We start from the raw sequence: 16,314 nt of genomic DNA, 5'->3' as shown, positions 1-16,314 counted from the left end.
GCCATGGGCGCGTTCGACGTGTCGGGTCCGCTGCTGCTGCTGGGATCGATCTTCGGCATCGGCTACGCGCTGCTGGGCATCGGTCTGGTGCTCGCGTATCGCACCAGCGGGTTCATCAACTTCGCTCACGGATCGATCGGGCTGGTGGCGGCGTCGCTGATGTCGGTGGTCGTGAGCGACTACGGGGTGCCGTACTGGCTGGGCTTCGTCGGCGCGTTGATCGTCGCCGCGCTGGTGGCCGCAGGCGTGGAGGCCTTCGTGGTGGCCAAGCTGGCAGCAGCCCCGAAGGTGCTGTCGATGGTGGCTGTGCTGGGCGCTGCCCAAGCGCTGCTGCTGCTGGCGCTGTCGTTCTCTCGGGGCGGCCTGGGCGGCGGCAGCTTCCCTCAGCCTCCTTGGCTGCCGGACTTCGACTTCACGGTGTACGTGTCGCCCTCGGCCACAGCGCTGATGTTCTTGTCCCCGTTCGTCGTCGGCGGGCTCTACGTGTTCCTGCAGCGCAGCCGGTACGGCCTGGCCATCCGAGGGGCGGCAGCCAACCCGGACTCGGCCACGCTGGCCGGCGTGGATCCCCGAGGCATGGCGATGCTGTCGTGGGGCCTCGCCGGCGCCGTGGCAGCGTTCGCAGCCATGCTCATCATCGGCAATCAGCCGACGGTCACCGCCGATGCGTTGGGCCCGGACTTCATCATCCGCGGTCTCGCCGTGGCAGCCTTGGCACGGTTCGCCAGCTTGCCGGCGGCATTCGCAGCAGGCTTGGGCATCGGCGTGCTCGAGCAGATCATGGCCACCAATCCGCAGGCGACCGGCTGGTTCGAGGTGGCGCTGTTCGTCCTGGTGCTGGTGGGGGTCGTCCTGCAGGTGCGCGCGGGGAGAGAACAGCCGGAGCGCTGGTCCAGTCTCGATCTGAGCCTGCGGCTGCCCGACGACTACCGCGAGGTGTGGCTGATCCGCAACCTGGGATGGGTGATCGGCGGCATCGGCGCCGCTGCCGCTGCGCTGTTGCCGCTGTGGATCAGCAACCGGTCCGCCTTCGTGCTGACCACCGTGATCGCCTTCGCCACCATCGGCATCTCGGTGAGCTTCCTCACCGGCCTGGCCGGGCAGCTCTCGCTGGGTCAAGTGGCCTTCGCCGCCATCGGCGCGATCGTCGGAGTGCGGGTCGCCACCGGCACCGGCAGCTTGGTGCTGGGACTGGTGTGCGGGGGCGCCACCGGCGCATTGGCGTCCGCGGTCGTCGGCCTTCCGGCCCTGCGAGCGCGCGGACTGCAGCTCGCGGTCGCGACCTTGGCATTCGCCTTGGCGACCTTCAGCTGGCTGCTGCGCCAGGACTGGGCGTTCGGCGCCGGCTTGTCGTCTCGTCCGCTCAGCGTCATCGGCTTTGAGCTGTCCACCTCCCGCCAGTTCTACTTCGTGGCGCTGGGGACGTTCCTGGCGGTGCTGGCCGCTGCCAGCGTGCTGCGGCGCTCCACCTTCGGACGCTCGCTGGTGGCAACCCGCGACAACGAGGCAGCCGCACGGGTGCTGCAGATCGCTCCACGGCGACTGCTGCTGCAGGCGTACGCCTTCGCCGGGCTGGTCGCCGGCATCGGCGGCGTGATCCTGGCCACCAGCAACACCTTCGTGAGCCGCAGCATCTTCACCGCGAGCGACAGCATCAACGTGGTCTCGGTGGCGGTCATCGGCGGACTGTCGGAGCTGACCGGTCCGCTGCTGGGAGCGGCCTACCTGATCGGCATACGCGAGTACTTCGACTTGGAGCTCTCGGCGCTGGCGGGGCTGAACGCAGCGTGGCTGATCCTGATTCTGGAGCAGCCACGAGGCATCCACGGCCTGCTCGCCGGCACCCGCCGCAACCTGATCGACCAGATCGCCCGGCTGCACGGCATCCGCCCCAGCGCGCCACAGCGGTCCGATGCAGCCCGCAGCGCTGCGCCGGCCGACTCGGCAGGCATCGCGACCACACCGAGCGCGGCGGAGGTGATCGTCGCATCGCGCGGTGCGGGCGTGCCGTCAGCGGATGTGCCGGCCGCGCTTGCCGGCGCCGACGCGGGCGCTGCTGCGCTGGAGGTACGGCATCTCACGAAGCAGTTCGGCGACTTGACCGCAGTGGCAGATGTGTCCTTTCGCGTGAGCCCGGGCGAGACGCTGGGCCTGATCGGGCCCAACGGCGCCGGCAAGACGACGGTATTCGAGATGATCGGCGGCTTCCTGCGCCCAGACTCCGGCGCCGTCGTGTTCGACGGCGTGGACGTCACCGGCGCTGCGCCCGAGGATCGCAGCGGCCGAGGACTGGTGCGCTCGTTCCAGAACGCTCCGCTGTTTCCGACTATGACCGCACGGGACATTGTCTTTCTCGCCTGCCGGCGCGCGAACCGACACGGTTTGGTGCTCGGCGGCTCGCGTCTCGAGCACCGGCTCGAGGGCGAGGCCTCCGAGATGCTGACGCTCTTCGGTCTCGAACGGCTGGCCGACCAGCCGGTGAGCCAGCTCTCTACTGGCACTCGCCGCCTGGTCGAACTGGCAGCGAACGTGGCGCTGCGACCGCGGCTGCTGTTGATGGACGAGCCCTCCGCAGGCATCGCCCAAGCCGAGACCGATGCGCTCGGAGACGTGATCCGCCGAATCCGCGATGCCGGCGACATGACCTTGGTAGTGATCGAGCACGACATGCCGCTGCTCACGTCGGTCTGCGACCGACTGATCGCCCTGGAGGTGGGATCGGTCATCGCCGAGGGCACCCCGGCTGAGGTGCAGACCGACCCGGCGGTGGTGCGCAGCTACCTCGGTGCCGATCCTGCGGCTATCGCTCGCAGCGGTGCCGCCATGCCCAAGCAGCTGTGATCGGCTGCGTCACGCGCCGGCGATGCCGGCGAACAGGTCGCGCTTGCGGAACGGGGCCGTCGCGAAGCGTGCGAAGGCTCGACGGCGAGTGAGCCAGGCCACGTGCGTCCCTGACTTGTCGGCGGCCAGCACCTGCTCGGCCAGCCACGGCGTGACGGTGTGTACCTCGTCGCCGAGAATGTTGAAGATCTTCTTCGACTTCGCCCACTGCTCGGAGGCGAGGTCGTAGTCGCCGGTGAGCAAGTCCGTCACCACGATGCCCGGCGAGAGCGTGCATACCTGCACCGGCGTGTCGGCGGTGTCGGCCATCAGCGCCTTGCGCAGATAGCGAACGGCGCGCTTGGTGGCGCCGTAGGCGGCCATGCCCGACTGGGCGGCGCCGTCAGAGCCGAAGCCCTCGGTGTTCCACACTTGGCCGTGCCCCTGGCGAACCATGTTGGCAATCGCCGTCTTCGAGCCCAGCAGCACGCCGGTGAGGTTGGTCTCGACCAATTGGGCGAGATCGCCGTCGCTGTGGTGCCACAGCGGCCGGCGCCCGATGCTCACACCGGCGTTGTTGATCCACACGTCCACCCCGCCGAAGGCAGCGGCGGCTTCGTCCCAGAGCGCTTGGAGCTGTTCGCAGGAGGTGACATCGCACGGCGCTCCGCACACCTGCGAGGTTCCGTAGTACTGGCCCAGCTCGGCCACCGCAGCCTCCACGCTGTCGGCCGAGCGTCCGCTGATGGCTACCTGGCAACGGCGCTTGAGGAACTCGCGGGCCAGCCCGCTGCCGATGCCTCTGGTGCTGCCGGTGATCACGATGCGCTTGGTCACCCGACCCCCTTCACGGTGCTGCCATGTACTGGGCAGTGCAGCTCGGCCACTGTGCTCGATGAGTCTGGGCTCGATGAGTCTGGGCTCCATGAGTCTGGCCTGCTCAGCAATGCTGGTCGTAAAGTCTGGTCGCTGACCGCGGTGCTGCAACCGGTCGTCGATCCTGCACCGGACGCTGCAGCGACGGCGGTCACCGGACTGCCGGCTTCAGCGGCGGTCCCAGCGGCTCACCAGCCGATGCGCAACGACGGACTCGAAGTGGGCAACATCGCGCCGACGGAGCGCCACGCCGACGAACGCTGCGATGAGGTCGCCAAGCAGCTCCTGGACGTCTTTGTCGGGGACTGGGTCGCCCTGTGTCGCGCCGAACTCCAAGAACGCGCGTCCGCTGGTGGTGTCGACCGGCCGGCAGACGGCGAAATGACCGGCGCCTGACAGCTCCACCAGCCACGAGTCCCCGCAGCTGCGCCCGAGGGCTTCGGCGAAGGTGCGTCCGACGGGATCGTGGCGATGGTGAGGACCATCGCTGCTGTCGCTGCGGTAGCGGTCGCTGCTGGCGGTGATCACGCCATCTTCGGCGCCGCACAGCAACAGCACCGGCACTTCAGCGGGCGCGGCTGCGATGACGCTCTCGCCGTGGCCGAGGTCGGATGCCATCATGGTGTGGGCGCCGTAGGCGAACACGGCACGCAGGCCCCGAACCCAAGCCGGACTGCTGTTGTGCAGCGCCATGGTTCCGCCGGCCGAATGGCCGCCCAGCACCACCCGGTCGAGGTCTACGAGTCCGGCCGCCGGGGTGCCGTCCAGCACGCTGCCGGCAACCACTGTCCCGTCAGCTACTGGGGCTACGGCACCGGCGCGGACAGCATCGACGGCTGCAGCGCTCGCCCCGGCATGCTCGGTGATGCCCGATGCGGGTGAACCGCGCAAGCAGTCGAGCAGCGGCCCGAGCACGGTGGACGACGGCCGGGTGCCGATCTCTTCGGCACTCAGGGCGGACAGGTCGATGCCTGGAGTGATGCCGCGGCCGGCGGGCCCGAGCGAGCCGATTGCCGCGAAGGTCACCACGCACAACCCGTCTGCCACCAAGCGGCGCGCCAGCCAGCGGTACCCGTCGGGCGCCACGTTGACGCCCGGCATCACTACCACCAGCGGCCACGGCGCGTGCGTCTCCAGCGCCGGCACCTGCCCGGTGAGCCGAGCCTCTGCGAGTCGGCGCTCGTCGCCCGGGTAGTACAGCGTGGCCAGCGCTGCGCCCTCGTCGGTGTGGAAGGCGAAATGACATGCTCGAACGATCATGGCGCGGCCCCGGTCTTCGGTGAGCAGTCGGCGGGCAGGCGGCTGTGGGCAGGCGGTCTGTGCCGATCACGCTAGGCCGACGCCGTTCGGCGGGCGTCACTGTTCGGCGGGCGGGGGCGGGACGGCTATGGTGAGCACCGCATGAGTGAGTCACGGACCTACGGCCCGGTGTCGCCACGGCCCTATCAGTGCTTCATGGGGCGCTGGGAAGGACTGTGCAAGAGCTTCAGCCCTGTCGGCGAGTTCCTCGAGTCCAGCGCTGTACACATGGACGTGTACTGGCTCGACGACGAGACGTGGCACCTCCACGAGCACTTCGAGAACCTCTACGGGGTGGGCGAGACGGTCTACGACACGCCGATCCGCGTCGAAGCCAAGCGGTGTTTCGCCCACAGCGAGCAGATCAGCCTCGAAGGCGCCGAGCTGACCCCGCACAACTACGTGTTCACCATCGACAGCCGAGTCAGCAACAGCATCGTCTACAACAACCACTACTTCTTGGACCCCGACACCCGCCGGATCCTCACCCACAAGGTGCGCGACGGGCAGACCATCTTGTTCCAGGTCCAAGACTTCGCTCGGATCATGCGGCCATGATCGTCCAGAGCGCCCCCGAAGGCACTGCTGATGCGCCGCAGTTCGTGATCGCCATGCACCAGCACACGGCGTTTGCCGGATCGCTGGCCGCCAACTTCGGCAACGACCGTTTCGCGGGCTTGGACCCGGCCGAGCCCATGCAGTTCGTGGTGGATCACCACGACGCCGGCTGGGCCGACCTCGACGCCGCCGCGCCCCAGGACCCGGCCACCGGGCTGCCCTACAACCTGACGGCCACACCGCTGCGGCAGATCGTGAGCACGTCGGCAGGCTCGCCGACGTTCAACGAAGCCCACCATCCCTTCAGCGGCATCATCTCCTCGATGCACACCTACGGCCTGTACTGCGGACGCTACGGACTCAGCGACAAGATCTTCCTCGACCTGATTCCCGACGACCTGCGCCCCGAGGTGGATGCCATGCTGTCCGCCGAGGAGCGCCGCCAGGAGCGCCTCACCGCAGATCTGGCGACAAGCGAACCGACCTATGCCACCCAGGAGCACCTGTTTCACGCGTACAAGCAGCTGCAGTTCTTCGACACGCTCTCGCTGTACTTCCACCTGTCGCCCGAGGGCGAGCGTGGTGCCTCGGAGTTCCACAACGTGCCGCAGGGCGTCGGCCACGACGTGACCGTCTCCGTCACCGAGCAGTCCGACGGCATGTACACGCTGCATCCGTTCCCGTTCGCCTGCGACGGGCTCGAACTTGCCACCGAGGGCCGCTACCTGGCGCCCCAGCCGGCCGGCGCCGACCTCGCAGCAGTGCTGGAAGCAACACCCGTGCAGACACAGGCGGTGCGCCTGATCTCCGCGTGAGCGAGACGGCGTTCTCGCAGGGCATCGGCGAGTGGGTGGGTGACGCCGAGGTCTACGGTGCCGACGGGCGCTATGCCGGCATCGGGCGCGACACCCGCTCGGTCCGAGCCGACGACCGTGCCGGCCGGGTGACCGTGGAGGTGAGCTTCGACGGGCCGTTCTCGTTGTCGGGCACCTACACCATTGCCGAGCAGGGTCCGCACCGCACCTACGAGGGCCCGCTGAACGTGGGGTTCGCCGAGACGCTGAGCGAGGGCTTGGTGGCTGCTCACAACTACTGGCCGGACTTGGGTCTCTCGCAGCGGTTCTTCTTGATGATGCTGCCCGACGGCACTCGGCAGCTGTCCTTGGCGCTGCTCAGCCGAGGCGAGCGGCTCCGCTGGACCGTCGTAGGCGAGAACCGGCGCCGGCCTGCACCGGCGCCGAACGCAGGCGAGCAACCGCGGCCAGATGGCCGCGACCGTCCTGCACCCGACCCTGCGGCGCTGCGGAACGACCCCGCTGCGGGACGCGGCGAGCTGTTGTTGCTGCGCTCGGGCACATGGTCGGGCCGACTGCACTGCCTCGACGCCGGTCTCCAGCAATGCGGAACGGTCGAGTGCAGCGAGACCGTCACCGCACGTGAGGGTGACACCGACGCCGGCGACGCGGCGGCCCGCCGCTTCGACGTGGAGCTAGCCGGTCTGGGATGTGCCGCTGATGCGTCGTTCACCATGGCATCGGACGGATGGAGCGTGTGGACCCCGACAGGCGACATCGTCGGCAGCGCCGCGCTCAGCGGAGGACGCGCACTGAGCGGGCAGTTCCACTGTCGAGACGACGGGCTGCGGATGTGGCGCCGTGAGGCCGCCGCGCTCGACGGCACCGCCAAGGCCGTGCTGCACACGTGGTACCGCGGCGAGCAGCGTGTCGGCACCGTCTACGGCACGCTGGCCTTCGAGCCCGCATGACCAGCCCAACCCGCATGACCAGCCCAAGATGAGCGGGCCCGACAGCTTCGGCGGGGAGTGGCTTGTCTGTGAGTATGTCTACGACCCGGACGGCACCTATCGGGGCACCGTTTCTCAGCGCCGCGATGTCACGCCGATAACACACGAACGCCTGCGAGTGCGCCAGCACTGCGAGCCGTCGCCCGAGCTGTCAAGCCACGCCATGGCGGCCTTCGCCGGCGAGTGGGTCTTCGATCTGGAGCTCGCAGGCGACGAGCGCTGCTACGTCGGCCCCGACGTGGTGGGCCACGGCACGCAGTGGCAGCCCGGCGTGATGACCGGCCAGGGTCTGTGGCCCCGCTTCGGCCACGAGTTCGAGTCCTACGGTGTGCTGGTGGCACCAGACCGTCAGCTCACCGGCGGCAGCTTCTCGCTCGCTGGCCGCCTAGTGGCCGACGTCGTCGGGGTCGCCGTTGCGGCGGCCGGCGGCGCGGCACCCCGACTGGACCTGTCGGCACCTCCCCCCGAGGCCGACCCGGCAGCCATGCTGCACCGCAGCGTCGGCCCGATGCTGATGGCAGTGGCGTGGCCGTCGCACTCGCAACGGCAGCGCTGGTGGGCCATGCGCGACCGAATCGCCGGCACCGGCTTCACGCTCACCGAGAACATCGACGGCGGCACGCGGCGCGTCCGCGCAACCGTGGGCTGAGCCAGTGCCCGGGCGCGAGAGCGACGCTGTGTTCGCCGCGCTGGCCGATCCGACGCGCCGCGCGGTGCTGGGCATCATCGGGGAGGAAGGCGAGCTGACCGCCGGCGAGATTGCCAAGCGAACAGCGGGCGTGGGACGCACCGCGGTCTCGGGACATTTGCGGGTGTTGCGGCTGGCCGGGTTGGTGGCGGAGCGCCGAGACGGCCGCTACCGCTACTACTCGGTGACGGCGAGCCCGGCGAGCACCGTCGTGGCCTTTTTGACGTCGGTCTACCGGCACTCGCTGGCGGATCTGGCGAGCGCAGTCGAGGAAGCGGAGGCCGACCACGCCGCAGCGAAGGCGGCCGAGCCCGGCCAGCCCGCATAGCGGCCATGGGCCAACTGGTGCTCAACAACCAGACCCACCTCGCGGTGGCGCCCGGCGAGGCCTTCCTGCGATTCGGCACGGGCAACCCGGCCTACGGCTGGCTGTTCGGCGCCGAGACAGCCGACGTCCGCGTCGGCAGCCTGGTGCGACTGGCGATCCCGCTGGCCGGCCTGGCCGGCCTGGAGGGCACGGCACGGATCTCCTCGGTCACCCCGTACCGGAGGATCGATCTGGTTCACGAGTCGCCGTGGCTCGGCCACGTAGCATGCCTGTTCGCTCCCGGCCGCAGCGGCGGGACCAGGGTCACCGTGCGAGTGACCCTCGACGACGCAGAGATCGAGCGGCTGAGCGCCGAGCTCGGACTGGTCAGCCACCGGCCGGCCAATGGCGCCATTGCCGTGGGTCTGCTGCTGTCGCTGTCGGGCGCGGCAGGGATACTGGGCCGCTCCACCTCCAACTGCGCGCACCTCGCCGTCGAGGAGATCAACGCTCAAGGCGGCGTGCTGGGGCGGCCGGTGTGCTTGGTGATCGCCGATGACGCCACCGATGCCGCCGTCGGCCGCATCGCCATGAGCCGCCTGCTGCGGACCGAAGACCTGAGCGTGGTGGTGGGCATGCACTCCTCGGCCACCTTCGCAGCGGCGGCGCCGCTCGCGGTAGCTGCCGGAATTCCGTACCTGTACCCGTCGACGAGCGAGCCGCAGCGCGGGCACCCGCTGCTGGTCCGCTTCGGCGAGACTCCGCTCGACCAGCTGCACGTGGCGCTGCCGCGGCTGGCCGACGAGACCGGGGGCCGACGCTGGTACTTGACTGGCAACGACTACTCGTGGCCGCGGGCGATCGGCGACGCTGCGCGCGCCGTCGTGGCGCGCATGGGCGGCACGGTCGCGGGCGAGAGCTACCTGCCGATCGGGTCGGACTGCTTCGAGCCGGTGCTCGAGGCGATCCAACGATCGGGTGCCGATCACGTGATCTCCAGCTTCATCGGCCAGGACCACGTGCGGTTCGAGCGGGCGTTCGCCGGCTGCGGACTGCGCAGCACGACCCGCACATTCGCGCCGCTGCTCGACGATGCCGTCGTGGAGCACTTGGGCGAGGACGCGTCGGGGATATGGAACGTCCTCGGCTACTTCCAAGGGCTCGACACCGCCCGCAATCGCCAGTTCCTGGATCGCTACGTGCAGCGCTTCGGCGTGTGCTCGGCGCCGGTGTCGGCCGCTGCAGAGGGCGTGTACGAGGCTGTCCACTCGTGGGCGCTGGCATGTCGGCGCGGCCGGGGCGCCGATGCCACGGCTGTGCTCGACGGGCTGCGCAGGGTCCGATTCGACGGACCCCGCATGCGCCGGCCCACCGGGGAGGCCAGCCTGCTCCTGGGCGAGGCCGGCCGCGACGGCGTGAGGGTCCTGACCGACGTCCCCGCAGCAGCCGGTAACTGCTGAGCCGCAGCTGACCGAAGCGGGACAGCGGCGCCCGAAGCATGCGCCGCACCTGAGACAGCGACTGACGACTGCGGCGGCAACAGCACCTGCGGCACCGCCGAGCGTCGCACCCCTGTTGACCCACATGCTAATATGTCACGACTAACCGACATATTGGGGTCCTGCCCGCAGGGCCGCACACATCTGGCAGGGGGTGCGGAATCCATGCCGTCTCGTTCGCAACACCACCGTCCCAGCAAGCACTGTCCCAGCAAGCACGGTCTCAGCAAGCACAGTCCCAGCATGCACCGCCGGGCGAGATGGCTCGCGCTCGTGACCGGCCTGGCTGCTGTCAGCCTGCTCGCCGCAGCCTGCGGGAGCGACGACCAAGAATCGTCCGGCGCCCCAACGACCGACAGAGCGCCCACCGCCGAACCGACCGCTACATCGGTCGCCGAACCCCAAGAGGCACCCGCGCCTGACCCCGAGGCCGGCAACGAGGAGGAGGAACAGGAGCAGGAGGAGAACGGCGACGGCAGCAGCGAGGCCCCCTCGCAGAGCGGCGGCAGCCTCGACACGGCCGACCCGGTGCGCATCGGCATCCTGTTCTCCAACAGCGGCGCGGCGGGCGTGTTCGGCCCGCCGGTCGCGAACATCGCCGAGATGATCGAGATGGACATCAACGCCGCGGGAGGGATCAACGGCCGCAGCGTGGAGACATTCCTCGCGGACGACGCGACCGACCCCGAAGTCGGCCGTCAGGCGATGGAGCAGCTGCTGGACTCGGACAGCGTCGATGTCGTGCTCGGGACCCACTCGAGCGCGACCCGCGAGGCAGCACGGCCCTTGGCGGAGGCAGCGGGCGTGCCCTACATCTACGCCGCGCTCTACGAGGGCGGCGAGTGCTCTCCGGTCATGTTCAACACCGGCGAGGTGCCGAGCCAGCAGCTGAAGCCCGCCATACCGTGGATGATGGAAGAGACCGGCGGTGCCAAGTGGTTCCTGCTGGGCAACGACTACGTGTGGCCCCGCAGGTCCTTCGAGCTGGCCCGCGAGTACATCGAGGCCGCCGGCGGCGAGGTTGTCGGCGAGGAGTACGTGCCCCTCGGCACGCAGGACTTCTCCTCGGTGGCCCAGCGGATCGCCGGTGCCGGCGCAGACCTGATCTTCCCTGCGCTGGTCGGCGGCGACGCCGTCGCGTTCGAGACCCAAGCGGTGGACTTCGGCATCGGCCAAGAGGCCCTGCCTCGTCTTGCCAACATCTACGAGGAGAACGTCCTCGGCGCCATGGGTCCGGCCGTGACCGCCGGGATGCGGGTGACACTGGGCTACTTCAAGGAAATCGACAATCCCGCCAACGCCGAGTTCGTGGCCCGGTACACGGAGCTGTTCGGGGCCGATGCCGCCCCGCACTCCACGTTCAGCTCGCACATCTACGACGCAGCGCTGCTCTACGCCGCAGCGGCCAACGAGGCAGGCACCGTGGGAGCCGGCGCCGTGATCACTGCAATGGCCGGCCAATCGCTGTCCACGCCCACCGGCGACATCGCCGTCACCGCCAGCCGCCATCTCGCCCAGCCGATCTACATCGCGGAGATCGGCCCGGACGGCTCGCAGACGATTGTCCAGGAGTTCGCAGCAGTCGAGCCTGACGAGACCTGCGAGTTGTGATCCGGCGCCGCCGGCGCCAGCCCGCATGGAGACGCTCACCCGAGAAGCGCTGAACGGCCTCGGCCTGCTGGCCATCCTGGCGATCGTCGCATTGGGACTGGGGATCGTCTTCGGGCTGATGGGCGTCATCAACCTGGCTCACGGCGAGTTCGTGATGATCGGCGCCTATGTGGCTTGGGTTGTCGGCGACAGCGGGCTCTCCCACTGGCTGGCGCTGCCGGCTGCCGCAGCGGTTGTGGGCGCGCTGGGAGCGGCCGTGGAGGTGACGCTGATCCGGCGCATCTACCGTCAGCCCGAGCTGGCCATCCTCGCGACGTTCGGGCTGTCGATCGTGCTGCGCCAGGCAGTCGAGCTGCTGTTCACGAAGGATTTCCGCAGCGTGGCGAACCCGGTGCCCGGGGCGACCGAGGCGTTCGGCGTGCTGTACCCCACCTACCGCTATCTGCTGATCGTCATCGCGCTGGTCGTCGTGGCGGCCACGCTGGCGGCGTTCACCCGCTCCAGGCTGGGGCTCACGGTGCGCGCCATCGTTGCCGACCGGGACCTGGCCGAGTCGGCGGGCATCCGCACCCGCGTCGCCAACGTGGCGGCCTTCGCGATCGGCGCTGCCGCCGCCGGCGTGGCTGGTGCGCTGGTGGCGCCCTTGGGCGCTGTGGAGCCCAACCTCGGTCTGGCCTACCTGCCGGGGGCCTTCTTGGTGGTGATCGTCGGCGGGTTCGGCCGCCGCTGGGGCGTGCTGACCGGCGCAGCGATCCTGGCCGCGCTCCAGACGACGGTGATCCACTGGTTCGACACGGTCGCCGCGCAGATCGCATCGCTCGCCCTGGCTGTCCTGGTGCTGCAGTTCCGTCGGACCTCGGTCCAGGGAGCGGACGCATGAGCGGCGTCGCCCGGAGCGTGCCTGGCCGCTTCGTGCTGGCACTCGGCGCTGCCGCCGGTGCCAGCGTGCTGCTGGGCGACTACCGGTCCGGCCAGCTCTCGCTGTTCTTGAGCCTTGCCCTCGTCGCCGTGAGCCTCGACCTGGTCTGGGGCTACGCAGGCATCCTCTCGCTGGGCCAGCTGTTGCCGTTCGGCACGGCGGCGTACCTCACAGCGCGGCTCACGTCTGCCGCGCCGGAACTGTCGGCACCGGCCATCGTGGCGTCCGCCGCGGTGGGGATGGCGCTGGCGGCGGGAATCGGCACAGCGGCCTTCAAGCGCCGGCTGTCGCTGGTGGTGGTGGGACTGCTCACCTTGATGCTCTCGCTGGCCTTCGAGCAGATCGCCGAGCAGTGGCGCACCGTCACCGGCGGCTTCAACGGCCTCACCGACGTCCCCCGCATGAACTTCGCCGGCTGGGAGCTGAGCGAGCAGGCTCAGGACCTCGCCGTGACCGTCCTCGCTGTTGCCGTCATCGGAGCAGTCGGGGTACTGCTGACCCGCCCGGCGGGCGCAGTGCTGATCGGCGTGCGGGACAACGAGCGGCGCATAGAGGCGCTGGGCTACGACACGGTCGCCGTCAAGATCTGGGCCTATGCGCTGGGCGGGGCGGTGGCCGGGGTGGCCGGAGCGCTGTACGTTCACCGCACCGGCTTCGTGTCGCCCGGCGTCTTCGGGTTCGCGCTCGCCACCAACGTGGTGCTGTGGACGCTGATCGGCGGCCGCGGCACCGTGCTCGGCCCGGTGATCGGCACGCTGGCGGTGAATTTCGCCACCGCGGCCCTCGCCGACGCGTGGCTCCAGTACTGGGTGCTGACCACCGGGGTCATCTTCGTGGCGTGCACGCTGCTGGTGCCCGAGGGCCTGTTGCCCTGGGTGCTGCGTCTGGGCGGACGGCCGCCGCGGCCCGCGCGGGCACCGGCGCTGACCGAACGCGGGCCCGACGACGGGCGCCCAGCAGGGAGCACGGTGCTGGCGGCGAACGGCCTCGGCAAGTCGTTCGGCCCCTTCGTCGTGCTGGACTCGGTGGACCTGGAGATGGACAGCGCCGAACTGCGATGCCTGATCGGCCCGAACGGAGCCGGCAAGACCACGCTGCTCGACATTCTGTGCGGACAACAGGCCCATGCCGGCGGCACGGTCACCGTCTTCGGCGAGGACTTCACCGGCAGGCCGGCCTGGAGTTTCGCCCGCGGCGGCGTGGCCCGAAAATTCCAAGCCCCGCAGGTCGTCGGCTCGCTCTCGGTGGGCGAGAACCTGGCCGTCGCAGCCTGGGGCGGCACCGGGTCGCTGTGGTCGCTGGCGCGCCGGCCGTGGTCGGCGGACATCGGTCCGGGCGCGCTCCGCATCCTCGAGCGAACCGGCCTCGGGGATCGGCGACACGAGCCGGCCGGAACCTTGTCTCATGGCGAGCAGCAGTGGCTGGAGATCGCCATGGCCATGGCCGGCCGTTGCCGTCTGCTGCTGCTCGACGAGCCCACAGCCGGAATGTCCGCCGCCGAGAGCCTCGGCGCCGCTGCGCTGCTGCGCGACCTCCACGCAGAACTCGGCGTGCCCGTGGTGATCGTGGAGCACGACATGACGTTCATCCGGGCCGTGGCCGATCGCGTCACGGTACTGGCCGGCGGCCGTGTGATCGCTGACGGCACGGTGGAGGCAGTGGAGTCCGACCCCCGGGTGCGCGCCGTCTACCTCGGGGCGGGAGATGCCGGTGCTTGAAGTGCGCCGGCTGCGGTCGGGATACGGCGGCGCGACGGTGCTCGACGAGATGTCGCTGACCGTCGGGCGGGGCGAGATCGTGGCCGTGGTGGGACGCAACGGCATGGGCAAGACGACCCTGGTGAAGACCCTCATGGGTGTGATCGCCGCGACGTCGGGGTCGGTCACGCTCGACGGAGTCGACGTCACGCACAGCCCGCCCTCGCGGCGCGTCCGGCTCGGCATGCGCGCCACGTACCAAGAGCGGGGCGTGTTCGCCACGGTCTCCGTCGGCGACAACCTGCGCCTCAACGGCTTCGGCCCCGGCCGCCACGGCGACGTGCTGGAAGCGTTCGGCGACTCGCTGACGGGCCGCGAACTCCAGCTCGCCGGGACGCTCTCGGGCGGCGAGCAGAAGATGCTGGCCGCCGCGATCGCACTGGCGACGCCTGCGCCGGTCCTGGTCATGGACGAGCCGAGCGAGGGGCTGCAGCCGGCAAACGTGGACCGGCTCGGCTCGCACCTCGAGCGGGTCCGCTCGTCCAGCCGGGGAGTGCTGCTCGTGGAGCAGCACCTAGGGCTCGCTGCCCGTGTGGCGGACCGCTTCGTGGTCGTCGAGAAGGGTGCGATCGTCGACTCCGGCACGGCGGCCGATCCTGGCATCCACCGGCGCGTCGCTGAGCGCCTCGCGCTGTGAGCCGAGCGCCGCGGGTTCGCCGGATGAACGTGCCCCGCCAGTTGCCCGCCACAGGCACATCAGTCACCTGTCAGTCTGCCATCGAAGGAGCCACGCAAACATGAACATCCACCTCAGCCTGAGCGAAGCGGCGCAGGCAGTCCGCTCAGGCGCCGCGACCGCATCGCAGCTCGTCGCCGAGTGCCTGGCGCGCATCGAGACCACCGACGGCGAACTGCATGCCTTCAGCGCCGTCCTGGGCAACTCGGCGCTGGCTGCCGCCGCCGAGCTGGACGCCCGTGCGCCGATCGGCCCGCTGCACGGCGTGCCGATCGCGCTCAAGGACCTCTTCTGGACCGAGGGGGTCGCCACCGAGGCCAACTGCGAGGCGCTGCGCGGCTTCGTGCCCGACCGCGACGCGACGGTCGTGACGCGGCTGCGGGCAGCCGGCGCCGTCGTCATCGGCAAGACCAACACTCACGAGCTGGCCTACGGCGTGTCCTGCCCTGCGTCGTACAACCCGTGGGATCTCTCGCGCATGACGGGAGGCTCCTCGGGCGGGAACGCCGCGGCGCTGGCATCGAGGCAGGTCTTCGGCGCCCTCGGCACCGACACCGGCGGCTCGGTGCGCATCCCCTCCAACTGCTGCGGCACGACGGCCGTCAAGACCACGCGGGGGCTGGTCCCCCGTGACGGCGTGCAGCTCATCTCGTGGACCTACGACACCGTGGGGCCCATGGCACGGACCGCTGCCGATTGCGGCCTGCTGCTGGAGGCGATTGCCGGACACTCGCCCTGCGACCCCTACTCGTCCCGCACGCTGCTCAAGAACGCTCGACCGGTCGGTTCGCTGCGGCTCGGCATTCCCGATGAGACGTTCTACGAGGGCTTCGACACCGACCCCGACGTCCGGGCGGCGCTCGAGGACGCTCTGGAGGTGCTGACGGGCGTCGTCGGGTCGGCCGGCAGCGTCACGGCGCCCAACACCGCAGACCACTTCGAGGCAGGCGCGACGATCGTGTTCGCCGAGTCCGCCGCTCTGCTGGCGGAGCTGCGCGAGACCGCCGAGCACCTGATCGGCCCGGCGCCGAGGGCCATCCTGGCCGACGGCGCCGCCATCAGCGCAACGGCCTTCGCAGCGGCCCAGGACCGGCGCCGGCAGGTGGAGGCGGCCTGGCTCGGCGTCTTCGAGGATCAGGGCGCCGATCTGGTCATCGCGCCGGTCAACCCGAACCTGCCGCTGCCCCACGGCGCCACCGAGATCGACGGCGTGCCGCTGATCCCGGCCATCACGCAGTTCACCTTCCCGGTCAACGGCACCGGGCTGCCGGCCATTGCGCTGCCCGGCGGATTCTCACGCGACGGGCTGCCGGTCGGGTTCCAGCTGATCGGCCGGCCGTTCTCGGAGCGGACCCTCGTGGCCGTCGGCGACGCGTTCCAGCAGCGCACCGGCCATCACCTCGCCGTGCCGCCGCACCCGGCACCGCTGCCGGGCCCGGACTGCTGAGCCTCAGCGTGGTTGTGAGTCGCTGGGATCCTGTGCAGCGCGACGCGCAACGC

General features: G+C 70.2%; 14 protein-coding genes. 12 read left to right on the top strand and 2 right to left on the bottom strand.

Features of this window, described 5'->3' with window-relative positions; translation table 11 throughout:
- The first annotated feature begins 3 nt into the window (after positions 1-3).
- Entirely contained in the window at positions 4-2,841 is a 2,838-nt protein-coding gene (locus ACOGI4_RS07995) for an ABC transporter permease subunit (RefSeq protein ID WP_419841151.1), read from the top strand.
- A gap of 9 nt (positions 2,842-2,850) precedes the next feature.
- Here ACOGI4_RS07995 and ACOGI4_RS07990 read toward each other — a convergent pair whose 3' ends face one another.
- Both ACOGI4_RS07990 and ACOGI4_RS07985 read right to left on the bottom strand, forming a co-directional pair.
- Positions 2,851-3,657 (bottom strand): SDR family NAD(P)-dependent oxidoreductase, encoded by an 807-nt coding sequence (locus ACOGI4_RS07990; RefSeq protein WP_419841150.1) that lies wholly within the window; start codon positions 3,655-3,657, stop codon positions 2,851-2,853.
- Positions 3,658-3,864: 207 nt separating this feature from the next.
- Complete coding sequence (locus tag ACOGI4_RS07985) at positions 3,865-4,956, bottom strand: hypothetical protein (protein ID WP_419841149.1); 1,092 nt, start codon at positions 4,954-4,956, stop codon at positions 3,865-3,867.
- A gap of 141 nt (positions 4,957-5,097) precedes the next feature.
- Here ACOGI4_RS07985 and ACOGI4_RS07980 point away from each other — a divergent pair, with 141 nt between their 5' ends.
- The 11 genes from ACOGI4_RS07980 (at position 5,098) to ACOGI4_RS07930 (ending at position 16,261) form a co-directional block, all read left to right on the top strand.
- A complete protein-coding gene (locus ACOGI4_RS07980; protein ID WP_419841148.1) occupies positions 5,098-5,553 on the top strand; it encodes a hypothetical protein in 456 nt (151 codons plus the stop codon).
- Positions 5,550-6,368, top strand: a complete 819-nt coding sequence (locus tag ACOGI4_RS07975) for a DUF3891 family protein (RefSeq protein WP_419841147.1) — start codon at positions 5,550-5,552, stop codon at positions 6,366-6,368. Before ACOGI4_RS07980 ends, ACOGI4_RS07975 begins: the two co-directional genes overlap by 4 nt.
- Entirely contained in the window at positions 6,365-7,318 is a 954-nt protein-coding gene (locus ACOGI4_RS07970) for a hypothetical protein (RefSeq protein WP_419841146.1), read from the top strand. The genes ACOGI4_RS07975 and ACOGI4_RS07970 overlap by 4 nt, the downstream gene beginning before the upstream one ends.
- A gap of 28 nt (positions 7,319-7,346) precedes the next feature.
- Positions 7,347-8,006: a hypothetical protein gene (locus ACOGI4_RS07965; RefSeq protein ID WP_419841145.1), complete on the top strand. Its 660-nt coding sequence runs from the start codon at positions 7,347-7,349 to the stop codon at positions 8,004-8,006.
- A 4-nt stretch (positions 8,007-8,010) separates the two neighbouring features.
- Positions 8,011-8,373 carry an ArsR/SmtB family transcription factor gene (locus ACOGI4_RS07960; protein ID WP_419841144.1) on the top strand — a complete coding sequence of 121 codons (363 nt, stop codon included), beginning with the start codon at positions 8,011-8,013 and terminating at the stop codon, positions 8,371-8,373.
- A gap of 5 nt (positions 8,374-8,378) precedes the next feature.
- The gene (locus ACOGI4_RS07955; RefSeq protein WP_419841143.1) at positions 8,379-9,812 is read left to right on the top strand and encodes a substrate-binding protein; all 1,434 of its coding nucleotides are present in this window, start codon (positions 8,379-8,381) and stop codon (positions 9,810-9,812) included.
- A gap of 282 nt (positions 9,813-10,094) precedes the next feature.
- Positions 10,095-11,462: a substrate-binding protein gene (locus ACOGI4_RS07950; RefSeq protein ID WP_419841142.1), complete on the top strand. Its 1,368-nt coding sequence runs from the start codon at positions 10,095-10,097 to the stop codon at positions 11,460-11,462.
- A gap of 25 nt (positions 11,463-11,487) precedes the next feature.
- The gene (locus ACOGI4_RS07945) at positions 11,488-12,342 is read left to right on the top strand and encodes a branched-chain amino acid ABC transporter permease (protein ID WP_419841141.1); all 855 of its coding nucleotides are present in this window, start codon (positions 11,488-11,490) and stop codon (positions 12,340-12,342) included.
- Complete coding sequence (locus ACOGI4_RS07940; RefSeq protein WP_419841140.1) at positions 12,339-14,099, top strand: ABC transporter permease subunit; 1,761 nt, start codon at positions 12,339-12,341, stop codon at positions 14,097-14,099. The genes ACOGI4_RS07945 and ACOGI4_RS07940 overlap by 4 nt, the downstream gene beginning before the upstream one ends.
- Positions 14,086-14,775: an ATP-binding cassette domain-containing protein gene (locus ACOGI4_RS07935; protein ID WP_419841139.1), complete on the top strand. Its 690-nt coding sequence runs from the start codon at positions 14,086-14,088 to the stop codon at positions 14,773-14,775. The genes ACOGI4_RS07940 and ACOGI4_RS07935 overlap by 14 nt, the downstream gene beginning before the upstream one ends.
- Before the next feature lie 100 nt (positions 14,776-14,875).
- Positions 14,876-16,261: an amidase gene (locus ACOGI4_RS07930; RefSeq protein ID WP_419841138.1), complete on the top strand. Its 1,386-nt coding sequence runs from the start codon at positions 14,876-14,878 to the stop codon at positions 16,259-16,261.
- Positions 16,262-16,314 lie beyond the last annotated feature (53 nt).

The organism is Candidatus Poriferisodalis sp. (assembly GCF_965205175.1).
Classification (GTDB): domain Bacteria; phylum Actinomycetota; class Acidimicrobiia; order Acidimicrobiales; family Poriferisodalaceae; genus Poriferisodalis.
Note: the sequence above shows the minus strand (reverse complement) of the source record. Positions and strands in the feature narration are given on the sequence as shown.